General features: G+C 45.0%; 21 protein-coding genes and 1 tRNA gene. 5 read left to right on the forward strand and 17 right to left on the reverse strand.

Features of this window, described 5'->3' with window-relative positions:
- Positions 1-187 precede the first annotated feature (187 nt).
- The 5 genes from MA_RS06495 to MA_RS26615 all read left to right on the forward strand — a co-directional run bounded on the left by MA_RS06495 (position 188) and on the right by MA_RS26615 (position 3923).
- Complete coding sequence (locus MA_RS06495) at positions 188-1048, forward strand: class I SAM-dependent methyltransferase (protein WP_011021272.1); 861 nt, start codon at positions 188-190, stop codon at positions 1046-1048.
- 850 nt (positions 1049-1898) lie between these two features.
- Positions 1899-2606 (forward strand): HAD family hydrolase, encoded by a 708-nt coding sequence (locus tag MA_RS06500; protein ID WP_011021273.1) that lies wholly within the window; start codon positions 1899-1901, stop codon positions 2604-2606.
- 677 nt (positions 2607-3283) lie between these two features.
- Entirely contained in the window at positions 3284-3490 is a 207-nt protein-coding gene (locus MA_RS06505; protein WP_157860113.1) for a hypothetical protein, read from the forward strand.
- Between the two features lie 118 nt (positions 3491-3608).
- Positions 3609-3752 carry a hypothetical protein gene (locus tag MA_RS26610; RefSeq protein WP_157860114.1) on the forward strand — a complete coding sequence of 48 codons (144 nt, stop codon included), beginning with the start codon at positions 3609-3611 and terminating at the stop codon, positions 3750-3752.
- Between the two features lie 24 nt (positions 3753-3776).
- On the forward strand, positions 3777-3923 hold the full coding sequence (locus MA_RS26615) for a hypothetical protein (RefSeq protein ID WP_157860115.1): 147 nt from the start codon (positions 3777-3779) through the stop codon (positions 3921-3923).
- A gap of 679 nt (positions 3924-4602) precedes the next feature.
- On the opposite strand, the gene rpsJ is transcribed toward MA_RS26615, so the two are convergent.
- The 17 genes from rpsJ to MA_RS06595 form a co-directional block, all read right to left on the reverse strand.
- Complete coding sequence (gene rpsJ / locus MA_RS06510) at positions 4603-4911, reverse strand: 30S ribosomal protein S10 (protein ID WP_011021276.1); 309 nt, start codon at positions 4909-4911, stop codon at positions 4603-4605.
- 38 nt (positions 4912-4949) lie between these two features.
- Positions 4950-6218 (reverse strand): translation elongation factor EF-1 subunit alpha, encoded by a 1269-nt coding sequence (tuf, locus tag MA_RS06515; RefSeq protein WP_011021277.1) that lies wholly within the window; start codon positions 6216-6218, stop codon positions 4950-4952.
- A 327-nt stretch (positions 6219-6545) separates the two neighbouring features.
- Positions 6546-8738 carry an elongation factor EF-2 gene (locus MA_RS06520; protein ID WP_011021278.1) on the reverse strand — a complete coding sequence of 731 codons (2193 nt, stop codon included), beginning with the start codon at positions 8736-8738 and terminating at the stop codon, positions 6546-6548.
- A gap of 72 nt (positions 8739-8810) precedes the next feature.
- On the reverse strand, positions 8811-9380 hold the full coding sequence (locus tag MA_RS06525) for a 30S ribosomal protein S7 (protein WP_011021279.1): 570 nt from the start codon (positions 9378-9380) through the stop codon (positions 8811-8813).
- Entirely contained in the window at positions 9377-9805 is a 429-nt protein-coding gene (locus MA_RS06530) for a 30S ribosomal protein S12 (protein WP_011021280.1), read from the reverse strand. The genes MA_RS06525 and MA_RS06530 overlap by 4 nt, the downstream gene beginning before the upstream one ends.
- Before the next feature lie 103 nt (positions 9806-9908).
- Positions 9909-10334: a NusA-like transcription termination signal-binding factor gene (locus MA_RS06535; protein WP_011021281.1), complete on the reverse strand. Its 426-nt coding sequence runs from the start codon at positions 10332-10334 to the stop codon at positions 9909-9911.
- Positions 10335-10354: 20 nt separating this feature from the next.
- Positions 10355-10645, reverse strand: coding sequence for a 50S ribosomal protein L30e (locus MA_RS06540; protein ID WP_048065070.1), 291 nt, complete (start codon positions 10643-10645; stop codon positions 10355-10357).
- Between the two features lie 261 nt (positions 10646-10906).
- A complete protein-coding gene (rpoA2, locus tag MA_RS06545; protein WP_394295987.1) occupies positions 10907-12109 on the reverse strand; it encodes a DNA-directed RNA polymerase subunit A'' in 1203 nt (400 codons plus the stop codon).
- Entirely contained in the window at positions 12106-14748 is a 2643-nt protein-coding gene (locus MA_RS06550) for a DNA-directed RNA polymerase subunit A' (protein WP_011021284.1), read from the reverse strand. Before MA_RS06550 ends, rpoA2 begins: the two co-directional genes overlap by 4 nt.
- Positions 14749-14762: 14 nt before the next feature.
- Complete coding sequence (gene rpoB, locus MA_RS06555; RefSeq protein WP_011021285.1) at positions 14763-16577, reverse strand: DNA-directed RNA polymerase subunit B; 1815 nt, start codon at positions 16575-16577, stop codon at positions 14763-14765.
- A 13-nt stretch (positions 16578-16590) separates the two neighbouring features.
- A complete protein-coding gene (locus MA_RS06560; protein WP_048065071.1) occupies positions 16591-18186 on the reverse strand; it encodes a DNA-directed RNA polymerase subunit B'' in 1596 nt (531 codons plus the stop codon).
- 213 nt (positions 18187-18399) lie between these two features.
- Complete coding sequence (locus MA_RS06565) at positions 18400-18636, reverse strand: DNA-directed RNA polymerase subunit H (protein ID WP_011021287.1); 237 nt, start codon at positions 18634-18636, stop codon at positions 18400-18402.
- An 86-nt stretch (positions 18637-18722) separates the two neighbouring features.
- Positions 18723-18799 (reverse strand) — tRNA-Lys (locus tag MA_RS06570).
- Positions 18800-19393: 594 nt separating this feature from the next.
- On the reverse strand, positions 19394-21244 hold the full coding sequence (locus MA_RS06580) for a PAS domain S-box protein (RefSeq protein ID WP_011021288.1): 1851 nt from the start codon (positions 21242-21244) through the stop codon (positions 19394-19396).
- Positions 21245-21275: 31 nt separating this feature from the next.
- On the reverse strand, positions 21276-21722 hold the full coding sequence (locus tag MA_RS06585; protein WP_011021289.1) for a response regulator: 447 nt from the start codon (positions 21720-21722) through the stop codon (positions 21276-21278).
- A 58-nt stretch (positions 21723-21780) separates the two neighbouring features.
- Positions 21781-22221, reverse strand: coding sequence for a response regulator (locus MA_RS06590; protein WP_011021290.1), 441 nt, complete (start codon positions 22219-22221; stop codon positions 21781-21783).
- A 97-nt stretch (positions 22222-22318) separates the two neighbouring features.
- On the reverse strand, positions 22319-26689 hold the full coding sequence (locus MA_RS06595; RefSeq protein WP_011021291.1) for a PAS domain S-box protein: 4371 nt from the start codon (positions 26687-26689) through the stop codon (positions 22319-22321).
- Between the last annotated feature and the right edge of the window lie 16 nt (positions 26690-26705).

The following is a 26705-nucleotide window of genomic DNA, read 5'->3' on the forward strand; positions in this document are numbered from 1 at the left end:
TGCAATTTTATGGAGAAAGATTCCATAATTACAAATTGTCATCCCGGCGCTCACAGTATTAATTGTTGTGCTCGCGGTAATTTTACGTGTCGGTCGCATACAAAGGGAAAATTTGGAAGAAAAGTTTCTCGGTATAGTCTCATATGTTGGCCTGTATTTTTACTCCGATAACAATGTAACTTGATCTGTGATTTATCCAGATGAGCTGGCAGTAATTACATCAAAATTTGAGCTTGAATTATCTGAGACAGATAGAAATAAAGTGCATGAAAATGTATCAACTGTTTCGGGTAGAGACTTTTTTATGTCAATTTTTGAGGGACTGAAAATGAAAGATAAAATATTAGAATACTGGGACTTCAGAAGTTCTGATTATCACACAGAATATGCTCACTGTATGGATGAGGAAATGGATGTCTGGAAATCCGTTTTTTCTGAAATTCTGCTAACGGATAAAAAAGTCCGTGCAGTGGAAGTTGGAACAGGTCCCGGGATTCTTGCCATCTCCCTTGCTGCCATGGGACACGATGTAACAGGTGTTGATTTGTCCGAAAATATGCTTGAAAAAGCAGCTGCAAATGCCCGAGAAAAAGGAGTAAATGTTTTGTTAATGCGGGGAGATGCAGAAGATATTCCTCTAAAAGATGGGGAGTATGATTTCGTTTTGAGCAAGTATCTTCTCTGGACTCTGCCCCAGCCGGATAAATTTCTGGGTGAGTGTTGCCGGCTTTTAAAAGACGGAGGCATTATGATGATAATTGATGGTTTGTGGTTCCATAATCCGGATGGAACAGAGAAAAAAAGTAGTCGTTACGAACGATTTGATGAGCTGTATGGTGATGTTAAACCTAATCTGCCCTTTGCGAAAGAAAATACTCCCGAGAGGATAGCTGACCTCGCAGAATCTCACGGATTTGAGGATTTAACATGGAGGTTTTTGGACGATTATGATGCGTTTTTGGAACGAAACGATCCTTCCGGTCATGCAGCTGCGTATATCAAGCCTCCGCATATGATTCTTGCAAAGAAAAAAGTTAGAAATAGCTGAATTAGATCTGGTTAAATCTTTTTTCTGGCCTTTGTAGTTTCGTGTGGGTAAGTTTTTAGCGTGCAGCAGTAGACGCCTGCAACGGGCTTATTACTCCCTCTCTTTTATTCTGGAGATCTACTTATCTACATAATATCTCGGAGGTCTGAAGTCAATAAATAACACAGTGCTGTACCATTGCTATGCACTGTTCATTCAGCATGAAAATGAACTGTCGTGCAGCGCACAGAGCACTGTTGAGAGGTCAGTAAAAATGAAAGACGATAACTTATTTTTTTCGATTCTGAAAAGAGCATCGAATATGTAATATTGAGTCTTTATGCAGAGGGCGGTGATCATGTTCTTCAAAAAAATAATCTTCCTGCCTGTGTGCTGTCCGTGATGACATTCAGGTTGAATTCAGGGACGGAGAAATTGAAGCTAAAAACATTTGTAAAATTGAAAATGCCCTTTAGGTGATTAAAGTTCCCAGAGGCTTAGGCAGCCTCTTATAAAACTTGAAGGAAAATTAAAGCCTGTTGTGGCAGGAATGGTTCCGTATAGTGAATACTATTGTACGAGCAGGAAAATATCTGTGATTTAGTTCTCTTACATATTATGGGTTATATTCCACCTTAAAGGGGGTTTTAAGCGATAATGGACAAAAATATGAAAATAATAATCTACTTGGTATGAGAATAATAGTAGTTTAATCCTAGATTAGTTTTAATTTTAGCTAATATTATTGCATCAGCCAGTTTGTATAAACATTGAAAAAAAAGGAAAGTAAGAGTACGTGAGGAAGAGATCCTCAAGTAATTTTTTGGTTCAATACGCATACTGCCATACTATTTGAATCTGAGGTAAGAACATGATGGTTTTTTTTGACATAGACGGTACCCTATTGGATCATAAAAGTGCGGAATTTTCTGGAGTTGAATTATTTTACCAGAATTATCATAGTTTTTTCGAAATAGATTTTAATGAATTTTATTCTATTTGGTGTGAATTAGCAGAAAAACACTTTCAAAGATATTTAGCCAAAAAATGTTCTTTTGAAGAGCAGCGCATTGAACGAATTAAAGAACTTTATTTAATACGAAATATTAACCTCTCAAATGAAGAGGCACTTAAAGTATTTGATTACTATTTATTCAATTATGAATCAAGCTGGAAACCCTATGATGATGTGATTCCCTGCTTGAAAAAACTTTCAAATTTAAAAAAGGGTATTATAAGTAATGGTGATCTAGGGCAACAAAAGCTAAAGCTGAGTAAAATGGGAATTTCCCGTTACTTTGTTGATATCATAGTAGCAGGAGAATTTCATGTTGCAAAACCCTGTACGGAAATATTTGAAATTGCATGTAAAAGGAATGGTGAAGAACCAGAAAAGTGCTTTTATGTTGGAGATGCTATTGAAACTGACATTATACCATGTGAGAAAATTGGAATGAAAGGCATATGGATTAACAGAGGCAATAAAACTTTCCCAAATAAGAACATTAAAAGTATCCTCTCATTAGAAGAACTTGTCAATGTATTGTACGAGGATATGCCGCAGCTATTGGACTATTGAGCCCTATTAAAAGGACAAAATTCTGAAAATTCGATACATTCCAATGAATACAAATTAGTTAAGTTGGTCCTGTCAAATCTTCGGAGAATGAACATTTTTAAAGGTTTTGGCTAACTAGAGTAGTCCTTGAAAAGAAGGACAAAAGGGATCAAAAACGCACTGTTTTCATTTTAGTTTTTTATATCTCGCTGTTTTTTCTCTCCTGATGTTCTATTTTTTTCTTTTTGGGACTGACCACTCTCCTACATCTAGCGGGATCAGATTGACCCGGTAAAACTAGTACATCGATTCCATATATCCTCAATAAACCATGAATAAAAACAAGTGAACACAAATATTTTCAATTCGTGTTTATTCTTGTCCGCTTGTGGTTTTCTCATAGAAAAAACATTGACCAGTGCTGATTTCAAAGTCCAATTCTTCCCATAATTTGGAATCGATGTACTAGTGTCATGCCAATATCCAAGATTGGACAATTCTAAATGTTGTAACCGATTTTATACGAGATTTTATCATTGATACGACACTAGTAACATTGAGTGGTTCAGCTATTTTGCATTTTCTATTAAACTATGTCTATCTAAATACGAGCTCCATTAATTATGCTACGGGAGGAAAGAAATACTTTTTAGGGATTATTTCGGTGTTTGTCGGGATTTTTTTCCTTTTTTCAGCTGATGTGCCTCCGAACCTATGTGCCTCCGAAACCTGAAGGCATTGCTCAGGCAAATGTATCCGGCATTGAAATGAATCAAACCGGATCAAACTCGGGAATTTCTGGTGAAAACTCAACCGCAAATCCTCTGGAAATTATGGCAGCTGGAGTCGTTGAAGTCGGAGGGGAGCTGGAACTTACCATTTATAACAGGGGTTTGCCCTTGTAAATGAAAGACGAGAGGTCGAGCTTGAAAACGGGACCAACTTGGTGGAATATATGGCATTGCTTTCGGGATTATCCCTTCCTCGGTTCTGGTCGAAACTTCAGATGGTGGGGAGGTAACTGTGCTTGAACAGAAATATGAGTATAACCTTGCAAGCAGTTCCAGTTTGCTTGAAAGTTACCTCGGCAGGAAGATTACGGTAACGGGTATAAACGGGAAGGCGTACACAGGCAGTTTGCTCCAGTTCCTCGAGAAAATAGTATAGGGCAGACACTGCCCGGGTGAAAAAATGAAAACCGTTGGTTCGGCTTTCGACCTTGAAGTCACGCGGACAAGGACTGATTTCCAGCGTGTAAGTGATAATGTGGAAAGGGTAAGCCTCAAGATCGAAATTAACAACAGCAAGTCCGAAGCTCAGGATCTGACTGTTGTGTAGCATCTCTACGGAGATTGGGAAATCCTGGAAAGTTAGGATAAGCCTACTTTCGGCAGGTAACTTGATTTTTTCCAAGTATTTTTACTGATAGCGTTTTTGTGGGAAAACACATTTTCTTCCACATTAAACATTACTGCAAAAATGGTTCGTTACTTATATAGGGCGTAAGATTTGAGTCATATGTTAACCAGCTTCAAGTATATTACAAATTTGCAGAATGTTTAAAAAACAATATCAGCAAAAATATTTAATTCATAATGTCGACCTGCCGAATATAAGATAAGTACAGAAGATTGATGCTTTTACAATTGAAATTAGAGTGACAGTTCCTGCAAAAGGCACTATAACAATTACCTATACTGCAGAAAACAGGTTTTAATGGCAGTCAGGTAGGAGAAAATGACATCTAAATGCTGGAGTAAATCTGAAATAAAGTTCGAATTGAAATCGAAGTAAAACCCGAAAGTAAGTAAAAATACAGTGAAAATACGAAGAGAAATATTTGAAGAACCACAGAAAGAGAAATTTGCAGAATATCCGGTGGCTGTAGAAGTTCTCACAGGGGCAGCCGCCGGCAAAATTCTCTAAAGTGTTAAAGTAAATATTCAGAAATAAAGAAGTGAAAAGGAATTTGCAAGACCTGGTACAGAGTTTTTCTGTAACCTGGCATTTTTTGCATTTATCCTTCGAGCACGATCTCGATGTTTATATCTTTTGGGACCTGGATTCTCATGAGCTGGCGGAGGGCTCTTTCATCGGCTGCGATGTCGATGAGCCTCTTGTGTACGCGCATTTCCCAGTGGTCCCAGGTTGCAGTCCCATCACCGCTCGGACTCTTCCTTGTAGGAACGACCAGCTTCTTTGTGGGCAGCGGAACAGGCCCTGAAATGTTTACTCCTGTCCTTTCCGCAATTGACTTTACCTGGTTGCAGACCCCGTCCAGATCCTTGGGACTGATGCCTGACAATCTGATTCTAGCTTTTTGCATAACCTTTTTTCTCCTTAAAAAATGAAAAAAGGAGAGTGTTATTTCTGCTTAACACTCATGCACATGCCTGCGGCAATTGTCATACCCATATCGCGGATAGCGAACCTGCCGAGCTGTGGAATTTCTTTTACGGGCTCGATAACCATCGGTTTTGTCGGTTTGATGGTAACGATTGCTGCATCTCCGGCCTTAATGAAGGTCGGGTGTTCTTCCTTAACCTGCCCGGTCTTCGGGTCCAGCTTCTTGTCTAGAGAGATCAGCTGGCATGCGATCTGGGAGGTGTGGGCGTGGAAAACAGGTGTGTACCCTGCAGTGATTGCGGAGGGGTGCTGGAGAACCACGATCTGTCCTACGAATTCGTCAGCAACCTTTGGCGGGTTGTCAGTATGACCACAGACGTCTCCTCTGCGGACGTCGTTCTTGCCAATACCGCGGACGTTCCACCCGATGTTGTCTCCGGGGTAGGCCTGTGGAATTTCTTCGTGGTGCATTTCAATGGACTTTACTTCACCGCCGGCTCCGCCGGGCATGAAGATTACTTTGTCACCCTTCTTCATTACGCCGGTTTCAACTCTGCCTACAGGGACAGTTCCGATACCGGAGATTGTGTATGCGTCTTCGACAGGGATTCTGAGAGGGAGAGTGGATGGTTTTTCCGGTTCCTTAAGCTCATCAAGTGCCTGCATGATTACGGGACCCTTGTACCAGGGTGTCTTCTCACTGAGCTTGGTGATGTTGTCTCCCATAAATGCAGAGGTAGGAATGAAGGGGATATTGGCTGGCTTGAACCCGATCATCTTAAGGAGGCCGGATACCTGTTCGACAACTTCCTTGTACTTTGCTTCGCTGTATTCGACTGCGTCCATCTTGTTGATTGCGATGATCAGCTGGTTGATACCGAGGGTCCTGGAAAGGAATATATGTTCCTTGGTCTGGGCCATGACACCGTCAGGGGCTGCAACGACGAGGATTGCTGCGTCTGCCTGTGAGGCCCCTGTGATCATGTTCTTGACGAAGTCACGGTGGCCCGGGCAGTCCACGACTGTAAAGTAGTATTTTGGTGTGTCAAATCTCTTATGAGCGATATCAATTGTGATACCTCTTTCACGCTCTTCCTTAAGGGAGTCCATAACCCATGCGAAAGCGAAGGATTCCTTACCCTTCTGCTTTGCTTCTTCCTTATATTTCTCGATAATGTGAGCCGGCACTGCTCCAGCTTCGTACATTAAACGTCCTACAAGGGTTGATTTTCCATGGTCAATGTGACCGATCACTGCTAAATTCATGTGCGGTTTGTCTGCTGCCATTTATAATTCTCCTTTATAAATTATGGATGAGTTTCAATGCTATATCAGATTATAGTATATTAATATTAGGGCAGATCTCATAATGGTCAGACCTTCTCCGGTCTTCTTTCAACCATTACTTACATTTCCCGTTTTGAACATTTATCGGGTCGACGTATTTTGAATTTCCAGAGGCCTGGACTGTTTTCCCCATTATAGGCATACCTTGTTTTAAATCTTTCCCATTGACTAATCTCTCAGAAGATTTCCTGACTTTTCTCCTTCGAATCCGAGGGAGTTTTGTGAGGTATCTGCCTTACAGAGGGGAGAGAAGCGGAAAAATTCCGCTTACATTGAAAGGAAGTCAGAAGCTTTTGGCAGTTCCTTCTTCAGGCCCTTCCTTTCTCTTATCTGGCCAACGATGTCGTTCAGGATGCTTGACGGCACAACGTCAAAGCCTCCGAACTCCGTGCTCCACATGGCACGCCCTTCGGTTGCGGATCTGATCTCTCCGGCAAATCCGAACATCTCGGCCACAGGTACCCTGGCCTCGATAATTGCCAGGTCCCCTTCCGTAGTCATGTTAAGGATAATTCCACGGCGGCCCTGAAGTTCCTTTGTTGCACCACCCATTAAGAGCTGAGGTACCTGGACAAAGACCTTCTGGTAAGGCTCAAGCAGACTGTCTTCTGCCATAAGCATTCCTGCCTGGATTGCCTGCCTTGCTGCAGGAATTATCTGAGCCGGACCTCTGTGGATTGCGTCTTCGTGGAGTTTTGCGTCTACGAGCACGCACTTCACGTTTGCTACAGGTTCTCTGGTAAGCGGACCTGCACGCATGACTTCTTCAAACCCATCGAGCACAAGTTCCATTGTCTCATTGAGGTACTGGATACCTTTGGTCATGTCGATGAAGATATTGGAGTTGAAGATGCCAACAATGCCTTTTGCCTCTTCTTTTTCCATGCCGAGATCTATGAGCTTCTGCCTCCTCTCAAGTTCAGGCAGGTTCATGCTGACTTCCCCTTCCTTGATCGCACTAACAATCTCGGTGTCAAGGGGCTCAGCGTAGATATAGAATCTGTTGTGCCTGTTCGGGGACTTCCCTTCAATGGGTTCGGTTTTCTTCTTAATCGTTTCCCTGTAAACGACAATCGGCTTGCTCGTGGTGATCTCCACGTTCTTGTCCCTTTCTATCCTGTGAGCGATAACTTCGAGGTGAAGTTCTCCCATACCTGCCATCAGGTGTTCCCCGGTTTCCTCGTCCAGGGTAATCTGGAGGGTCGGGTCTTCCTTTGCGACCTGCCTTAGAACCTCAATAAGTTTGGGAAGGTCTTTGGTGTGCTTTGCTTCCACAGCCACAGTCACCACAGGTTCGCTTACGTGCCTGATGCTTTCGAAAGGAGTCATGCCATCAAGAGTGGTTACGGTGGACCCGACGATTGCTTCCTTTAAACCGGTAACTGCGGCAATGTTTCCTGCAGGGATCTTGTCCACTTCAAGCCTTTCCGGACCCATGAAGATCCCGACCTGCTGGACCCTGCTCTTCCTTGCACTTCCTGAGGTGAAAACTTCCATACCGCGGGTAAGAGAACCGCTGAACAGTCTGCCTGTTGCAACTTCTCCTGCGTGGGGATCAACGGAGATGTCCGTTACCATGAATGCAAGGTCTCCCTCTGCATTTGCGTGGGTCATGGCCTTTCCGATTTCGGTGTTTTCATCGCCGTGCCAGATGACCTTTACCCTGCCTTTCTGAGCTTCGATCGGGTTTGGCAGGAAGTGAATAACCATGTCAAGAACAGCTTCGTGCAGAGGGCACTTTTCTGCCAGGGACTTCATGTCACCGGCTTTACAGTAATCGTATACGTCCTTAAATGAAACCCCGGTCTTCTTCATCATAGGCACACTGATTGCCCAGTTGTAAAGAGCTGACCCGAATGCTACGGTTCCGGCTGCTGCATCGACTTTCCAGCCTGCTTTGAACTTCTCCGGGTTCATGTTCTTGATGAGCTTGTTCACGTGGTCGATGACCTTTCCCAGGCGGATCTGCATTTCCTGAGAATCGACCTGTAGCTCATTGATAAGCCTGTCTACCTTGTTAACGAAAAGTACGGGTCTGACATGTTCCCTGAGAGCCTGCCTCAGCACAGTCTCGGTCTGGGGCATTGTGCCTTCTACTGCGTCAACTACTACTACCGCACCGTCTACTGCTCTCATGGCACGGGTAACGTCTCCACCGAAATCAACGTGTCCGGGGGTGTCGATAAGGTTGATCAGGTAGTCTTCATTGTCAAATGTGTGAACCATGGAAACGTTGGAGGAATCAATTGTAATACCTCTTGCCTGTTCCTCTTCATCGGAGTCCATGAAAAGCTGTTTTCCGGCAAGTTCCTTGGAAATCATGCCTGCGCCTGCTAACAGGTTGTCCGATAATGTGGTCTTCCCGTGGTCAATGTGTGCAACAATTCCGATATTTCTGATCCTTTGCGGATCATTCATGAGCGTTGTCACACGCTCGACCATTTTCTTTCTTCGTCCCATGCTAATACCTTTTAAGCAAAATATGAATGGTTATATGTTTATTTTCAAAAGTGGGCAAGCCCGCATAACTTATTAGCGTGCTGCCTTCGCAACTCTTTCCTTTGCATCCTTTCTGTTGATGGAGAAGGATTTGGTATCGCGGTTTGCTGCACCTATAAGTTCGGTTGCCAGACATTCTGCGACAGAGCGCTTGGATTTGAAGGCTGCGGCGTTTGTTCCCATACTGATGTAGCGCAGGGCAGTGTCAACGCGCCTCTGAGGTGCAGTGTCAACTGCTTTTGGTACGGAGATCCCGCCGTACTTAAGCCTGACCACTTCTTCTCTCGGGCCTGCATTGGCAATGGCATCCACAAGAACCTGAATCGGGTTCTGTTTTGTCTTCTTGTTCACAATGTCGAAAGCTTCTTCAACTGCACGGAGAGTTACCTGCTTCTTCCCGGTGTTGGTTTCTGTCCTCATGAGGTTGTTTGCAAGGCGCTCTACAATTGAAATCTCGGATTTGTTGAACTGCTGCCTGGCATGTTTCCCGCTGCTGTGAGGCACAATTACAGGGGTAAGGCTGACATAGCGCTTAATTCCGAGGTCTTTTACCTCTACTTCCGTCGGGTCCCATTTGCCAAAAATTTTGTACAAAAAAATCATCTCCTGGGCTTTTCCATTCTGCCAATGACCAGCTGGTTCAGGGACACGTTGTTTACGGCAATTACCTTGAAACGTACACCGGGAATGTCACCCATAGCACCGCCCATGCGGCCTCCGATCTTTTCCACGGTAACTTCATCGTGTTCATCAATGAAGTTTACTGCACCGTCTCCGGGGCAGAAAGCGGTAACCTGACGTCCGTTTTTAATGAGCTGGACTCTTACGCATTTTCGGATTGCGGAGTTCGGCTGTTTGGCTTCGACTCCCACTTTCTCTAATACAATACCCCTACCCTGCGGTGCACCACCCAGGGGGTCGGCTTTCACGTTCAACCCAAGAACACGCCTGCCGTAGTATGTATCTTTCCAGCGGGCATCTTTCCTGGTTTGTTTGAGAATATTAGCTGCATATTTTCCTTTAGCCATTGTAAATTTCTCCAGTTAAAATTGATCACAGTTTCCTATTGTGGCATTAAATGCCAGAATTGTCCTTCAACGCCGGATTAATGGATCAACGTAAAGTAGGATATTACTGCAGGATCACGTCTTCTATAGTGTGGTGACGACGGGCAAGCATCTTCACTTTCTCTATGTTCTTGCCGTTACGACCGATGGCAAGCCCCTTCTCTTTATTGGGCACCTCTACATAAGCCAATCGCTTGCCATTTTTGGTTGTGAGGTTTACTGAACTTACTGATACCGGTCCGAAGGCATTCTTTATAAAGGTAACAGGATCCTCTGAGTACTCCACAAGCTCAATGGGTTTGTCCAGGGCTTTTTTAACACGGTTTATGTTCTCTCCGTTTTTGCCTATTGCAAGCCCCATATCGCCCTGCTTTACAACATACACGAGCCTTTCTTCTTCCGGAATACAGTCAAGTATTTTGGCCCGGGTCATGTTCTCAAACAATGCGATGTACTGGATGCTTTCTGCAGTAAGTCTTATTTCACCCAAGACGTTGCAACTCCTTTTTATCAAGCTGTAGCTGCCAGGATATCCGATTCTCCTACATCGAGGATTGCCATGGCTGCAATCGTGAAGGGTTTCCCGCATACGGGGCCGAGTTCTACACTTGTACCTTCGTACTCCAGGACCGGAATATCTGTTGCCTGAATTTTCTTTTTAATATCTTCGGGGCAGTTTGATGCCAGGACCACCATCTTTGCAGAGCCGTTTGCTGCTGCATCTATGGTCCGGTTGGCTCCAACTATTACTTTTCCTGTTTTCACAGCCTTGATAAGAGATTTATCAACATTGATCTTCATTTTCATCAACTCTGTCTCAAATTAGCTCGTCTACTCTGTCTCTTTCTCAATAAAGATTCCAAGCTCGGTGAGTATATGGTACTCTAAATACCTGATGCCTTATATCAATTTTCTGGTTATGAGCCTCGCGGACTCAAGTTTCTGCAGCAGGATTCGATGAAATTCATAAAGGTGATGTATACCTGATCCGAACTGCTTTTCTATCAGGGTATATACTTAAATAATTATAGGTTAAAACCCGGAGTTTTTTCCTTCATGCCTTTATTCTTCTTCTGCTTCAAGCTCTTTAGCTTCAACTTTTTCAACTCTTCTGCTGATCAGGTGCACATCACCCGTACCCATGCGAATAGGCTGACCGACAATGATATTTTCCGTGACACCCTGCAGCTGGTCCACATCTCCGCGCATACCTGCATCCAGGAGGTGGTTGACAGTAACTTCGAAAGCTGCACGGGCAAATACACTGGCCTTTTCACCTGAAATCCCATGCCTACCGATCTGCTTTACTTCCCCGTCGCAGGTCATGAGGTCTGCCACAAGCATGATGTGCCTGATATCCACAGTCAGACCCTGTTCACGCAGGGTATCCGTGGCTTCCTTGATAATGGCGTTTCTTGCAGCTTCGATTCCAAGTACTTCGTAGATTTCATTGATGTTGTTTGTGCTGGTTCTGGTCTTGTCCACACCCTCGAACTGCAAAACGTCTCGCAGAGCTGAACCTTCAGTATAGAGAGTATACTCTTCACCCTCCTTTCTGACCACCACTCTCTTGATCCCTTCTATGCCTTTAAGGGTTACATTGTGGATGCTTTTTGCAAGCTGGAGCAGCTCTCTGTAAGAAGGTTCTCCAGGGGTGATGACGATCTGGTTATCGATATCCGGTGAAATGCTGACCAGTACGTTCAGTTCTTCGTTGAACTTTTCCTTCACCTGGTCTATAGTAATATTCCTGCCTTCCATTGCCTTTTCGTGCAGGTCTATTATAAGCTTCATCTGGGAGAGGTCAGTGGTCACGTCGGCGATATGGTCGATCTTTGTTGCCTCAATCTCCCAGGCCAGGGCTCTTGTCTTTTCCCTGTCGTAAGCGTAATCTTCAGGGTGCTCTTTGGAGAGGGCAATTGTCATCATAGGAGTGCTCGGAATCTTCCTTGCATCCACGATTTCGATAAGGCGGGGAAGACCGAGAGTAACGTTAATCTCGGCCACACCGGCATAGTGGAAGGTACGCATCGTCATCTGGGTACCCGGTTCTCCTATGGACTGGGCTGCAACAACCCCCGCAGCATCACAGGGCTCTATGCATGAGGTAGCATATTCTTCCATCATTTTTTCTATGATCTCTTCCATTTCCTTCTTGCTCACCCCGGCTTTGAGAACATCTTCCCTCAGTGTATTCAATATGTTAGAAGGAAACGGCAGGTCCTTTAACATGCTGTCTATTGTAGCTTCACTGATACTCATCATGCCACCTCCCTGTTTACCACGGAACGGACAATCCTGTGGATTGTTTCGGGCTTGCTGAAGTCGCTCTTTGTCGGGTTGATCCCGTCTTCTCCGTACTTAAACTGGACAAGCACACCCCGGGTGTCCCTGACAGTAAGGTCGTACTGGACTTCAAGGTCCTGAAGGGCGTTGACAAGCCTTCTCTGCAGGTACCCTGACTGGGATGTCCTGACCGCAGTGTCCACAAGACCTTCTCGACCACCTATTGCATGGAAGAAATATTCTGTTGGGTTTAACCCGCTCTTGTAACTTGCCTTAACGAACCCGTGGGCGTCCGAGCCCAGGTCTCCTTCCTGGAAGTGTGGGAGAGTCCTGCCTGCGTAACCTCTGCGGATACGTTCACCACGCACTGCCTGTTGCCCTACGCAGGCTGCCATCTGGGTAAGGTTCAGGATGGAACCTCTGGCTCCTGAGCGGGCCATAATAACTGCCGAGTTTTCAAGTCCCATGTGGCTATCTGCAATTCCACCTGTCTCGTCTCTGGCTTTTCCGAGCTTCTGCATGATGCTCATCTCGATTGTTTCATCGAGGGTTCTGCCCGGGAGAGGTTCGAGTTCTTTGTTCTGGTATGACTTGATAAGGTTCTGCACGGCGTCTTCAGCTTTACCGAGAACCTCATTAATCTGGATCCTGGCTTCTTTCGGAATGTCTTCGTCAGCTATTCCGAAACTCAGGCCCGTACGCATGATTGACCTGATCGCAAGCTTTGTCATGTCGTCAACAAAGCGAGCTCCTGCTTCGGGTCCGACCTCCTTGATAATGCGGTCCTGGATCTTTCCTTTAAAAGCCCCGATTGCAGCTTCGTCGATTGTGCCGAGAATCAGCTCTCCATTGCGGATTACGACATAGGCATCATTTGGGCATTCTTCTTTCTTGCAGGTATCACAGTGGGAGCAGACCTGGGCTGCGAACTCCATATTAAGGGTTTCAGGCAGGATCTGACTGAAAATCTGCTTTCCTGTCCAGAAAGGTTTCCCATCTTCGTCGTGGCCTGCTGGTTCGGGCAGGTTCCGTGCCCGGCTCTTTCTAAGGATGTCGTAAGCCTCGTGGCTGGAAATATGGTTTTCAAAACGGGTCAGCAGGAAAAGCCCTGAGATGTGGTCGTGAATTCCGCCGATAATGGGCCCTCCGAAACGCGGGGAGAGGATGTTTTCCTGAACCTGCATGAGGATCTTTGCCTCGGCTCTTGACTCTTCGGTCTGGAGAGCATGCATGTTCATTTCGTCCCCGTCAAAGTCGGCGTTGTAAGGAGGACAGACCGCCGGGTTCAGCCTGAAGGTTTTATTGGGCAGAACCTTTACGGAGTGGGCCATGATACTCATCTTGTGCAGAGACGGCTGCCTGTTGAAAAGTACGGTGTCACCGTCTTTTAACTGTCGTTCCACAGTCCAGCCGAACTCAAGTTTCTCGGCAAGGTCGTCCTTATTCATATTGGTGACCTTTATGCGCCTGCCGTCAGACCTGAACACATAGTTTGCTCCGGGGTGGATGTCTTCGCCGTTCCTTACATAGACCTTGAGCTGTTCGATGTTTCTCGGGGTTACCACTGCAGGAATTGTAAGAGTTCTTGCAATGGGCATGGGGACCCCGACTTCATTAATGCTCAGGTTCGGGTCGGGAGAGATAACGGTACGGGCTGAGAAGTTAACACGTTTACCTGAAAGGCTTCCTCTGAACCTTCCTTCTTTACCCTTCAAACGCTGGGAAAGGGTCTTGAGAGGTCTGCCTGACCTGTGTCTTGCAGGCGGAATTCCTGAAACCGAGTTATCAAAGAATGTAGTAACGTGATACTGAAGTAGCTCCCAGAGGTCCTCAATGATAAGCTGTGGAGCTCCAGCTTCCCTGTTTTCCTGGAATCTCTGGTTGATCCTGATAATGTCTACCAGTTTGTGGGTCAGGTCGTCTTCACTGCGCTGCCCGGATTCAAGGGTGATTGAAGGGCGCACCGTAACAGGAGGCACAGGCAGGACGGTAAGGATCATCCATTCCGGCCTTGCGTTTTTCGGGTCCATCCCGATAACCCTGATGTCCTCGTCCGGGACGTTTTCAAAGCGGTCCCTTATCTCGGTAGGGGTCAGCTTCTCACCGTTTTCCAGATACTCGCTGGGTTTTTCGAATTTGATTTCGAGCTGTTCCTCGTTACAGTAAGGGCAGGTCTTTACCTTGCTGGCTTCTTTGTATACCTCATTAATGAGGTCGTCAGGCATATGCCCGATTTCTTCGACTGCAAGGAGCTGGTCCAGAAACTGCTGTTTCTGGGCTGGTTCCAGCAGGAGTCTGCTGCATTTTCTGCAGGTTGCCCTGAGAAGTTTTCGGATTACTTTGTTAAAACCTACGTGGACAACAGGGGCAACAAGTTCGATATGCCCGAAGTGTCCGGGACACTCGCCCGCCCTGCCGGAACAGGTCTTGCAGCGAAGCCCGGGGTCGATTACCCCGAGTTTTGTGTCCATAAGCCCCATGTCAATCGGAAATCCGTCGTCATCGTAAGTGTCAGCCGTGATAATGGGTGTTGCACTCATCTTACGGATTTCTTTTGGGGACATTAAACCGAATTTGATAGAAGCAATTCTCTTTGGAATTGGAGGTACGTTTGCCATATGTCCACCTCACCTTATACCGCATCTTCCAGATTAAGCCTGGGAGCAACCCCAAGGGACTTAATCTCATCCAGTAACAGCTTGAACGCGTAGCTCATCTCAACGGGGTATATATCCGTGTCCGCCCCGCAGGCTGAACAAAAAGCGACGTTCCGTTGTTTGTCGTACGTTGCAATCATTCCGCAGTGCGAGCAGACGAGTTCCACCACCTTGTCCGACTCGTCCAGCAACCTTTCTTTTAAGGACATGGCAGCTCCGTGCCCCACCAGCACGTCACGCTCCATTTCCCCGAACCTGAGACCGCCTTCCCTTGCTCGACCTTCAGTCGGCTGGCGGGTGAGCACCTGTACAGGCCCGCGGGACCTGGCATGCATCTTGGAGGTGACCATGTGGTGCAGTTTCTGGTAAAGGATCACACCAACGAAAACATCTGCAGGGATCATCCTGCCTGTTGCCCCGTCATAGAAAATCTCTTTTCCTGTGTGGGCAAAGCCGTGCTTTTTCAGGGCTTCTCGAAGGTCGTCTTCGTTTTCTCCGGAAAAGGCTGTTGCATTAACTCTCCTGCCTTCCATGGAACCTACTTTTCCGCCGATCATTTCCAGGACGTGTCCCACGGTCATACGGGAAGGAATTGCGTGAGGGTTAATCATCAGATCCGGAGTCAGGCCTGATTCCGTAAACGGCATGTCAGCAATAGGCACTTTTAAGCCGATAACCCCTTTTTGCCCGTGTCTGGAAGCGAACTTGTCTCCAATGTCCGGAATCCTTTCGTCCCTTACCTTTACTTTTGCAAGGCGGGTTCCGTTAATGGATTCCGTAAGAATGACGGTGTCTACAATTCCTGTTTCGTTGGAACGCATGGTAACAGAGCTTTCTCTCCTCTGTTCGACTGCAATCCCGAAGTCGGAAGGTTCTTCTAAGAATCTCGGGGGGCTAGTTTTTCCTATAAGCACATCATTGGGACCTACAGGGGTTTCAGGGTTTACAAGCCCGTCTACGTCGAGGTTTGCATATGCTTCTGCGCTGCGGGCTCCGCGGTATTCGGAGTCGGGAATCTCGAACTTGTCTTCCTGCCCGCCGGGATACCTTCTTTCTTCTCCTTCAAAGGTCCTGAGGAAGTGGCTTCTCCCAAGCCCTCTTTCAATTGAACCCTTATTGAAAATCAGCGCGTCTTCAATGTTATATCCTTCATAAGACAGAATTGCGACCACAAAGTTCTGGCCTGCAGGTCTGTCATCAAAACCGATTGCTTCGGAAGTCCTTGTCCTTGTAAGTGCCCTCTGCGGGTAGTGAAGGACGTGAGCACGGGTATCGGGCCTTAACTTCTGGTTTGCCGTGGAAACTCCGATGCACTGCTTAATCATGGCTGCGCCCATGGTGTTACGCGGAGATGCGTTATGTTCCGGATAGGGAACCATTCCGGTACATATGCCGAGCATAAGTTCGGGATCTATCTCCATGTGGGTATGCCTGGAAGTAATGTCCGACTCATAGAGTGCGATGTACGCGTTTTCTTCCTCTTCTGCGTCCAGGTACTCCACACAGCCTTCTTTGACGAGGTCATCAAAGGTGATCTCTTTGCTCTTCAGTTTCTGTACGTGCTCTTCAGTTGCCCTGAGAACGCCGTTTTCCACAACCACGAGAGGTCTTCTTGCCCTGCCCATATCGGAGTTTATAATTACTTCCCTTGTATTGTCGTTAAGAGCTATGTTGACCTGCTTGGATATGAACCCCTGCCGCCTCATTTTTCGGAGTTCTTCTGCGAGTTCCGCAGGGTTGTCATGGGTTCCGACGAGCTCACCGTTTATGAATACTTTTGCTTTAGTCATCTGACATCAACCCTCAGTCCCCGAACATTGATCCGGAGTCGTCCACATCTGAATAATCGTAGAAGTCCTCTTCTTTGTATTTGGTTTCGATTTCCGGAGTTTCTTCAAACTCTTCAATAATCTCTTCCCCAAACTCGTCGAGCAGGATTTCCTTTATCCTTGCCGGAATTTCGGGTACCTTCACAACTACCTTTTCTACATTGAGGTCGTAGAGTATCTTTTTAATGCTCTCGATCTCCTCTATTCCCGTGGAGAGTTCGACCATCTGGGCAAAGTTTTTCACGAGACCACAATTAGGACCTTCAGGAGTCTCGGAAGGACAGAGCCGTCCCCATTGAGTTGCGTGCAGGTCACGAGCTTCAAAGTGAGGCTGGGCCCTGGAAAGCGGGGAAATTACACGGCGCAGGTGGGAAAGGGTAGAAATATAATCGTTCCGGTCAAGAAGCTGGGAAACACCCGTCCTTCCTCCTACCCAGTTCCCTGTTGCCAGGGGGTGTTGCAGGCGGTCGGTCAGGACGTCTGCCCTTACGATTGTAGCGACGTTAAGTTCCCTGTTCCTCATGTTTGCACGTTCGAGCTGGTACTTTATGTCCCTTGCGAGTCTGTTAAAGGATACTCTGAAAAGATCTTCCATCAGGTCGCCTGCGAGTTTCAGCCTCTTGTTTGCGTAGTGGTCTTTGTCGTCTTCGGTACGCTTTCCAAGTGCGAGCTCGAAGCAGGACTCAGCCATTCTTGCCAGGAAATGAGCTTTTGAGATCCTGTCTCTCATATCGTTCCCGAGGTGGGGGAAAAGATACCGGTCAATTACGTAGTTTGCTCTTTTTATCTGGTATTCCTTGGCCTGCCCGGCAGCAACCCTCGCCCCTATCTTCTCAATGGCTTCTTCCTGGGTCTCGACTTCGGCTTCTTCAAGGTTCTCCAGCATGAACTTGATGATTTCGGGATCACTTGAAACTGCATTTACTATATCTTCGTCAGTTACTATCCCGAGAGCCCTCATGAGTGTAATAAAGTATACTCTGCCGGATATGGAAGGGAAAGATACTTCAAGCAGGGACTTTCTCCCTCTTTCTACAATTACGAGTGCCCTGTATCCTCTTTTCTGGGAGAAGACCTTTGCAACCTCTATGGAGTCGCCGTAACGTTCTCCGTACTCAACAAGGATTTTGTTGGGGGCAAGGTCTTCAAGGGTCATAACTACCCTTTCCGTACCGCCGATAATGAAATATCCTCCGGGATCAAGGGGATCTTCTCCATAGCGAACTTTCTCAGGCTCACTAAGGCCGAGAAGGTTGCAGATCTTGGATTTGACCATGATGGGAAGCTGCCCGATCTTTGCTTCCATTACTTCGGATTCGATCCCTTCTTTTACGACACTCATCTCCAGGTAGAGAGGGCCTGAGTACGAAAGGTTCCTGAGCCTTGCTTCATTGGGGTAAAGCTTTTCGATTGCCCCGTCCGCCTCCTTTACCACCGGGTGCTCTACCCTGATCTTGCCGAGTTTGAGATATGTGTCTTCAATGTCGGTTTCTATAATCTTCTGTTCATCAATGATCTTTTGCAGCCCGTAATCTATAAACTTGTTAAATGAGTCTATATGGTGCTGCACTATCTTGTCCCGTGTAAAATAAGCCTGCGACAGTATACTGCTTTCTAACGCGATGATAGCACCCTCTTTGCTTTATTAATATGAAAATCAATAAACGATGATCCTCAGATCTTTATGCAGTCGTTGAATCTTTCCGTACGGTGGTGCATGGGATTCAAAAAGATGTTCAGTGAAAAAAATGCGGTCATGCAAGCGGTTAAAACTCCCCCCAGCTTACTCGATCACAAGTCTGTAATAATCTGCCTCCCCTGCAGTTTGACTTTTCCTTGTGATTCTCACAACATCTCCGACGACAGCTCCTATTTCTTTACTAACAGGATCCTGAACTTTAATTTTCGGAAGCTGTTCCTTTTCAATTAAATATTTGCTTAAAACAGACTTTAATTCGCCCTCTGAAATAATTTCATGTTTAGGGACTGACTCATGGTCGAGCAGGCTGAATTTTGTCAAATCCTTTCCTCCAAAAATAAAGCATCATAAAAAGACTTGCTAGACATTTCCTGCGGATGGCCTCTCCGCCGGTTGTAATAAGAACATGGCGGGCCCGTAGGGATTTGAACCCTAGGCCGACTGGTTAAAAGCCAGTCGCTCTGCCTGACTGAGCTACGGGCCCGGTTTGTTTATCTCTCCACCTCTGCACTTTGCACCATTGAAGACTAATTTCTTAGCATGCAACCCTGCTGCCCCGCTGCATCAGGGAGCACCTCTTACACCGGTGCAACCCTCTAATTATAGCTATACTATTTATAGTTAATGCTCGGTTTGCTTTTTTTCTTCAAATTTCTGAAAATCTTGGCTAAATTTTTTTGATATGTGTATGATTTATACAAATATTTTTCCTCCTCTCCTGGAAAGCTATATGTACGAGAATTTTCACTTTTTAAAAAGTAAAATTAAATTCAATTTGTTTCTCCACATATTCTGGTTAAACGGTAATTTTTGTCCCGATTTTGAATTACCCGCCGCTTTCCCCGCCGCACCCTCCAAAAAGAAGCATCAATTGATTTCATGTCTCAGTATGAAATACAAGTCTCAGTATTAAATCAATCATTTAACTTGATTTCACGCCCCAGTATTTAGGGTTAAAATTCCTGATACTTTTGTAATTGTTGGACATTACATATCGGGATATCCAAAAGAAATAAGATTAAGGTACGTATCCAAAAGAAATAAGATTAAGGTACATTAATTTCTCTAAGACAGATTCTTACTGCTTTTGTTTTACTGCAATTTTGATGATAAATTCAGTTCCGGAATCCCTTTTCAATTCAATTTCGCCATCTAACTGATCTACCAGAATGGTAACCAGCTGCAGCCCAAGAGTACAGGGACTTTCCATATCGACAGTTTCAGGCATACCCACTCCGTTATCCGAAATTGTCAAAATAAGATTGATGCTCTTATTATCTCCTCTTGTATTATCCCTTCCGGGGTTTTCTACTCCGGTATTTTCTACGCTGTTACTCTTGCATTCCCAGTTTTCTTCCCTGCAAAGTCTTATTTTAACTATCCCCTCATCTCTCTCCGGGAATGCGTGCTTGAGGGAATTTGAAAAGAGTTCGTTAACAATTATTCCTAACGGGACAGCGGTATCCATGTCAAGGAAAGTTTTTTCTTCTATTTCCAGATGCAAATGGGCTTTATGATCTCCAATATTGTAACACTCGAAGATATTCTCTACCAGCTTTTGCATGTATGCCGCAAAATTCAGAGTGCCAATTTCCCCGGATTCATATAGTTCTTCATGGATTAAAGCCATAGAGATTACCCGGTTCTGGCTTTCCCTGAAGGCCTGTCTGATAGTGGGGTCTTCAAACTTTTCAGCCTGTAGGTCCAGTAATGAAGAAATTACCTGCAGGTTATTTTTGATCCTGTGATGGATTTCTTTTATGCGGGATTCTTTCATCGCAACAAGGGCTTCTTCTGCTTTTTTTCTCTCGGTTATGTCATAAACAAAGCCCTGATAAAGCTCTTTATTCTCTTCTGAAATGTTCTGGATAATTTCATGTATCCAGCGAATTTCTCCGTCTTTTTTCCTGATCCTGTACTCGTGCTTGACAAATGCGTTTGGAGTGGCTTTCATTTTTTGTACTTTTTTCAGAAGCTCTGTAAGGTCTTCAGGTTCCACAATTTCCCGCCAGTGAAGTTTTCCGGAAAGGAAAACTTCTTTTGTATATCCCGTGAGTTCTGCAACAGCTCCATGTAAAAAAATAGGAATAAAGTTTTCATCCAGCTGAGTGCCTATCCCCCTGAAGTTCTGCAGATATGACTGGACGCGCTCTTCACTTTTTAGAAGTTCTTCTTCTGCTTTTTTTCTCTTGGTTATATCCCTGGCAATAATTGAGATAGCAGTCAGGTTTTCAGAGCCGCCAAAAACCGGAGAAAGAGTTATTGAGACCTTTATTTCCATGCCGTCCTTTCTTAACATTGAAGTCTCATAATGATAGATTTTCTCTCCTTTTTTAATCCTCTCAACTAATTCTTTGGTCTCTCCGACCAGAAGGGGAGGGGTCAGGATGGACATGTGCTTTCCGAGAATTTCTTCAGCCGAATAACCATAAATTTGTTCCGCACCTTTGTTCCAGCTGACAATAATGCCATCAAGGGATTCTGTCACAATACCATCATTTGATGATTCCACAATATTTGCTAAGCTTTGAACCTTCTCTTCCGCCTTTTTGCGTTCAATGGAATACCGGATAGAACGTTTTAATAACCTGCCGTCTGCTTGCCCTTTGACTAAATAGTCCTGAGCACCTTTTTTTACAGCCTCGATTCCGATTTTTTCATCATTCATGCCAGTTAATATTATTATGGGAGTTCGCGAATTTCTTTTATTAATCTCAAGAAAGGTGTCGATGCCATCACTATCTGGCAATCTCAGATCTGACAATATAACATCAAATTGATGCTCTTTGAGAAGAACTAAACCCTCGTTAAGGGTTTCGACGCTTTTAAGTTCAAATGGGAAGTCGGCGAAATCCTCTAGTAATTCTTCAATTAGATTCGCATCCCCGGGGTTATCCTCAAAAAGCAATATTTGAACATTTTTCTCCATGCTGAACAGTCCTGTCCGGGTTACTCTGAGTTTATTTTGACGGTAGTTTCACAACTTCGAGCCAGAAATCTTCTATGGATTTAATTACCCTTATGAATTGATCAAAGTCGACAGGTTTAGTAACATATGCGTTGGCGTGAAGATTATAGGATTTAAGTACGTCTTCTTCAGCCTTGGAAGTGGTTAGAACTACCACAGGTATATTCTTCAGGTCATCATCTTCCTTTATTTCTTCAAGGACCTCTCGTCCGTCTTTTTTCGGCAAATTCAGATCCAGAAGGATTATATCCGGGCGTGAAATGCCAGAAAACTGCTTTTCCCCGCGTAAAAAGAGTATTGCTTCTTCTCCGTCCTCTACGATGTGAAGATTGTTCCTGATTTTTGCCTCTTCGAAAACCTCTTCAATTAACCCGACGTCTCCTTCACTATCCTCTACTAAAAGAATTTCTATAGGTTTGGCAGCTACCTTTGTTTTCATTTATACAGACCTTCTTAGCTGGTTAAGCAAAATAGAAATTTTGAATATTCTTATCCTGTTAAGTAAGATTTACGACTTCAAGCCAGAAGTTTTCTATGGATTTAATTACCTTTATGAATTGGTCAAAGTCTACAGGCTTGGTGACATATGCATTGGCATGAAGCTTATAAGACTCAAGTATGTCTTCTTCAGCTCTGGAAGTGGTTAGAACTACCACAGGTATATTCTTCAGGTCATCATCTTCCTTTATTTCTTCAAGGACCTCACGTCCGTCTTTTTTCGGTAAATTCAAATCGAGGAGAATTATTCCCGGGCGTGGGACATCTGAAAATTTTCCCTCTCTAAGTAAGAAATGTACCGCCTCTTCTCCGTCTTCTACAACATAAAGTTTATTCCGGACTTTTGAGCTTTCGAAGACTTCTTCGATTAACCCAACATCTCCTTTGTTATCTTCCACCAAAAGAATATCTACCGGTTTAAATGCCGTCCATGTTTCCATTTACAAGCCCTTCTTAATTACAAGGTAAGATCTTAAATTTTTTTTATCTCGGACAAAAAGCTTATCGGGGTTTAGCCGGGTCCTGACGATCAAATTTTCACTCCTTAATTTTGTTTAATGCAATTTTTTCAAAGCTGGCCGGTAAAGTGAAATAAAAAGTTGAACCTCTTCCCGGCTCAGACTTTACCCATATGTCTCCTCCATGCCTTTCTATTATTTTTTTACAAATTGAAAGCCCGATTCCCGTTCCCGGATATTCTTCCCTTTTATGCAGTCTTTTAAATACTTCAAAGATCTTCTCCGAATATTTAGGATTGATTCCAATTCCATTGTCCTGTACCGAAAAACGCCACTTATCATCTTCTTTTTCCGCGGAAACATGAATTTTTGGGGCTTCTTTACTGCGGAATTTTATTGCATTGCTGATCAGGTTCTGAAATACCTGAGTCAGCTGAGTGCCATCTGCCATTATCTCAGGCAAAGAATCGTATGATACGGTAGCTTCATTTTCTTTTATGGAAACCTCCAGATCAGATAACACGTAGTTCAAAATGGATTCGCAATCAGTAGGTTCGAATTCTCTGGCCTTGGTGGTTACCCGGGAAAATTCCAGGAGATCATTTATCAGGCTCTGCATACGAGAGGCTCCGTCCACGGCAAAATAGATGTATTTATCAGCCCTTTCGTCAAGTTCGCCCTGATATCTCCTTTGTAAAAGCTGCAAATAACTTGCTATCATCCTTAGCGGTTCCTGTAAGTCGTGGGACGATACGTAAGCAAACTGCTCCAGGTCCGCTTTTGAGCGAGCAAGTTCTTCCAATTTCAGTTCTAATATTTTTTCTGCCTTCTTGAGCTCGGTTACATCCCTCGCTGCAGCAAAAACTCCAATAACCTGACCGGATTCATCCCTGTAAATCGAAGCATTATATAATACGGGAGTTACGCTTCCGTTCCTGTGCTGGATTTCAAGCGCATAATCCAGCACTGCCCCTTTTCTGAATACTTGCTGATATCCTTCTTTGGCTTTTTCAGGCTCAGTGAAATAATTCGTAAAATCAGTACCTATAAGTTCGCCCCTTGAATAGCCGGTAATCTGTTCCGTGGCTTTATTTACATCGGTTATTTTTCCATCAGGACCTATAGTAACAAGAGGATCGAGACTGGCTTCGAGCAGGCTGCGGTTATAAATGTTTGATAGCCTCAAAGCTTCTTCTGCTTTCTTGCGTTCAGTAATATCTCTGGCAATAGCAGAAAGTGCTATAATCTTTCCAGAGTCATCAAAAACCGGAGAAAGAGCTACTGATATATCTACTAATGTACTATCCTTCTTTAACCGCACAGTTTCGTAGTGGTTGATTCCTTCTCCCTGTTTAATCCTTTCAATTAACTGTTTTATTTCCCCTTTAAGATTAGCCGGCTCAAGCACTGACATTTTTTTTCCGAGGATTTCTTCAGCCGGGTAACCATAAACCCTTTCTGCCCCTTTGTTCCAGCTGGTAATCATACCATCCAGAGACATAGTTATAACGGCGTCATCTGACGATTCCACAGCACTCACAAGTGTCTTAATTTTCTCTTCTGCTTTCTTTAGTTCAGTAATGTCCCTGGCTGCAGCAAAAACCCCGATAACTTCCCCGATCTCATCCCTATAAACTGAAGCGTTATACAGAACATGAGTTATATGCCGGTCTCTATGTAGAACCTCCAGCGGGTAGTCCCTTACCAGTCCTTTCTGGAACACATGCCTGTAACCTTCTTTTGCTTTCTCAGGCTCGGTAAAGTAATCTGAGAAGTCAGTGCCTATAAGCTCGTCCCGCGAATAGCCGGTAATCGTTTCCGTAGAGCTGTTGACATCGGTTATTTTTCCGTCGGCCCCGATTGTAACGAGAGGGTCCAGGCTGGCTTCGATCAGGCTGCGGTTATATTTACTTGCAAGTTCCAATGTTTTTTCAGCTAGTTTACGTTCGGTAACGTCCTGGACTGTTCCCTTCATCTGAACAGGGACATTTTCTCTGTCAAAAACAACCTCCCCCTGTTCGTGTACGATACGCTCCTTCCCGTCAGCACGGATAATCCGATGGTCGATGCTGTAAGTTTTTCCGTTGAAAGCTTCTTTTACCGCATCATCCACAAGGACCCTGTCTTCCGGGTGCACATAACTCAAAAACGAATCGTAAGTAGCACAGAATTCCTGAGGTCTGAAGCCGAAAATCCGATAAATTTCATCAGACCAGAATAATTTATTGCTTACAATATTCCAGTTCCAGTTTCCGAGATGAGACATTTTTTGAGCTTCAGCAAGCCCTTTTTCACTTTCTTTCAATAATTTGTAAGCTTTCCTGAGCTTAAGAGTTCTTTTTTCAACCAGCTTTTTCAGGTTGTCACGTGCTTCTTTCAACTCGATTTCTGCTTCTTTTATGTCGGTGATATCACGCGAAATGGCAAGAACGGAAGTGACCTCGCCATCAACAAACTCGGGTACTATTCGCGTACTGAAGTAGTATTCTTTTCCCGAAGGTGATATATAGTGGAACTCCATTTTTTCGGTTTTTCCCGAGGCAAAAACTGTTTGATAGTGGCCTTCCCAGAACGTCACCAGTTCAGGGTCCATTCCCAGTTCGCTATTAGTTTTCCCGATGATTTCTTCAGGAGACCTGCCATAAGGTTCCGTAGCTGCTGGGTTAACATACAGGTGACGGTTCTGTCTGTCAAAACGGGCAATTACATCAGGAGAATTTTCTGCAAGTGTACGGAAGCGTTTTTCACTCTTACGAAGTAACTCATATGCTTCATTGAGTTCCTCGGACTGAGCCTGCAACTCCTCCGATTGCACCTGGAGATTCTCATACGCCTCACTCAAAGCCTCCTCAGCCCGCTTGCGCTCGATGGCCACCGATACCTGGTCAGCTACGGTTTTCATGAGGGCAAGCTCGTCCTCCTTAAAGTCCTTTCTGCTCTTTGTGCCAAAAGAAAGTGTGCCTATTGTCGTCTCTCCTACATGGAGCGGATGACAGGCATACGCCTGAATCCCCATCGACCGCACGAGATCTGCCCGCTTGTCCCAATTATACTGCACATCCTCGGCAACTATGCGGCAGCCATCACGGGCCACACAACCGCAGATAGCCACTCCTTTATCCAGCCATTCAATTTCTTTAGCTGCCTCCGCACTTATCCCGCCGCAGGCGTTGAGATGAAGCTTTCCATTTTCCCTGTCAAAAACGTAGTTGAAGAACACGTCACATTTCAGGTATCGCATCACATTCTCGGCGATAGTCAGGATCGTAGTCTCGGGTTCTTTGCTCGAAAGGAGGAAGGCATTTGCCTCGCTCAGGAGCTCGAAGCGCTTTTTGCTCTCGATTAACGCTTCATTCGTTTTCATAAGTTCTTCGGCCTGAGCATGTAACTCCTCATTTTGCGCCTGTAGCTCTTCGGCCTGAGCATGTAACTCCTCCGATTGAACCTGGATATTCTCATAGGCTTCAAACAGTGTTTCCTCAGTCTGTTTACGTTCCGTTATGTCACGGGCAACATGCACACTCCCGATAAGGTTCCCTTTTGAATCATAAAGTGGTGAGACACTTACTAAGAAACAACCACCAAGGCAATCTTCGCAAACCTCTGTTGTGTGTTCAAGCTCGTCTTTAAGCAACTGCCTGTGCGGACAAAAAGAAGGGGGCTCGTCCGTCCCATGGATGGCATGATAGCAGGTTAGCCCCACACACTCTTCCGGTGTCACTCCCAATTTTGCCGCCATTGCTCTGTTCGCACGAACAATCCGGTATTCAGTATCAAGTATGGCTATCAGGTCCGGCACGGCATCAAAGGTATATTTCCAATCTTTTGCGGCTTGAAGAGCGGTTTCTTCTGCTCTCTTGCGTTTTGAGCTCTCGATCTGCTCCCATTTTTCTTCCCTTTTAATCAGAGCAAACTGGTGGTTGATTACCACGTCAACTATTTCAGTTGAATTACACTTCTCAAGGCAATAAGTACACAGTGCTATCATACGGTAATTACCGATAACTCTGTCCACTTCTTCTTCATAATCAACAAAATCATTCCAATCCTTTTTTTCCAGCCAGAAGGTGTTCCCTGTCAATCTCAAACCGTCATAGCCATTGGCCAGGGCTTTATTGAGTTTTTCGATCCACCCGTTCAATACTCTTTCCGAATCGAAAGAACCTTCCTGTACATACCAGTGAGTGTAGGGAATGATCTCTATCTGCCCTTTCTCAAGGTAAGTATCAAGGTCGGGAACAGCTCTTCTAAGGGCTTCTTTTGCATCTTTCACATCCAGAGGTTGCGATGTAACCCACATGCAGAACTCATTGTTTTCCAGCCCTGCTTTTAAGTAAGGGACAAGTACATCCATCAAATCTTCTTTTGTCTGGTAAAACTGGCAGAAATGCGTCCCCCAGGGAATATCCCCAATTATATCAATCCCGGACGTCCTTAGTTTTTCTTCCATTCATCACTTCTCCGTT

This window comes from Methanosarcina acetivorans C2A (genome assembly GCF_000007345.1).
GTDB classification, from domain to species: Archaea; Halobacteriota; Methanosarcinia; order Methanosarcinales; family Methanosarcinaceae; genus Methanosarcina; species Methanosarcina acetivorans.

Excerpts from the sequence above, each read along its gene's own strand:
- MA_RS06500 (WP_011021273.1), top strand. The coding sequence starts at position 1,899 with ATGATGGTTTTTTTTGACATAGACGGTACCCTATTGGATCATAAAAGT.
- MA_RS06505 (WP_157860113.1), top strand. The coding sequence starts at position 3,284 with ATGTGCCTCCGAACCTATGTGCCTCCGAAACCTGAAGGCATTGCTCAG.
- MA_RS26615 (WP_157860115.1), top strand. The coding sequence starts at position 3,777 with ATGAAAACCGTTGGTTCGGCTTTCGACCTTGAAGTCACGCGGACAAGG.
- rpsJ (WP_011021276.1), bottom strand. The coding sequence starts at position 4,911 with ATGCAAAAAGCTAGAATCAGATTGTCAGGCATCAGTCCCAAGGATCTG.
- tuf (WP_011021277.1), bottom strand. The coding sequence starts at position 6,218 with ATGGCAGCAGACAAACCGCACATGAATTTAGCAGTGATCGGTCACATT.
- MA_RS06520 (WP_011021278.1), bottom strand. The coding sequence starts at position 8,738 with ATGGGACGAAGAAAGAAAATGGTCGAGCGTGTGACAACGCTCATGAAT.
- MA_RS06525 (WP_011021279.1), bottom strand. The coding sequence starts at position 9,380 with ATGATTTTTTTGTACAAAATTTTTGGCAAATGGGACCCGACGGAAGTA.
- MA_RS06530 (WP_011021280.1), bottom strand. The coding sequence starts at position 9,805 with ATGGCTAAAGGAAAATATGCAGCTAATATTCTCAAACAAACCAGGAAA.
- MA_RS06540 (WP_048065070.1), bottom strand. The coding sequence starts at position 10,645 with ATGAAGATCAATGTTGATAAATCTCTTATCAAGGCTGTGAAAACAGGA.
- rpoA2 (WP_394295987.1), bottom strand. The coding sequence starts at position 12,109 with ATGATGAGTATCAGTGAAGCTACAATAGACAGCATGTTAAAGGACCTG.
- MA_RS06550 (WP_011021284.1), bottom strand. The coding sequence starts at position 14,748 with ATGGCAAACGTACCTCCAATTCCAAAGAGAATTGCTTCTATCAAATTC.
- rpoB (WP_011021285.1), bottom strand. The coding sequence starts at position 16,577 with ATGACTAAAGCAAAAGTATTCATAAACGGTGAGCTCGTCGGAACCCAT.
- MA_RS06580 (WP_011021288.1), bottom strand. The coding sequence starts at position 21,244 with ATGGAGAAAAATGTTCAAATATTGCTTTTTGAGGATAACCCCGGGGAT.
- MA_RS06585 (WP_011021289.1), bottom strand. The coding sequence starts at position 21,722 with ATGAAAACAAAGGTAGCTGCCAAACCTATAGAAATTCTTTTAGTAGAG.
- MA_RS06590 (WP_011021290.1), bottom strand. The coding sequence starts at position 22,221 with ATGGAAACATGGACGGCATTTAAACCGGTAGATATTCTTTTGGTGGAA.
- MA_RS06595 (WP_011021291.1), bottom strand. The coding sequence starts at position 26,689 with ATGGAAGAAAAACTAAGGACGTCCGGGATTGATATAATTGGGGATATT.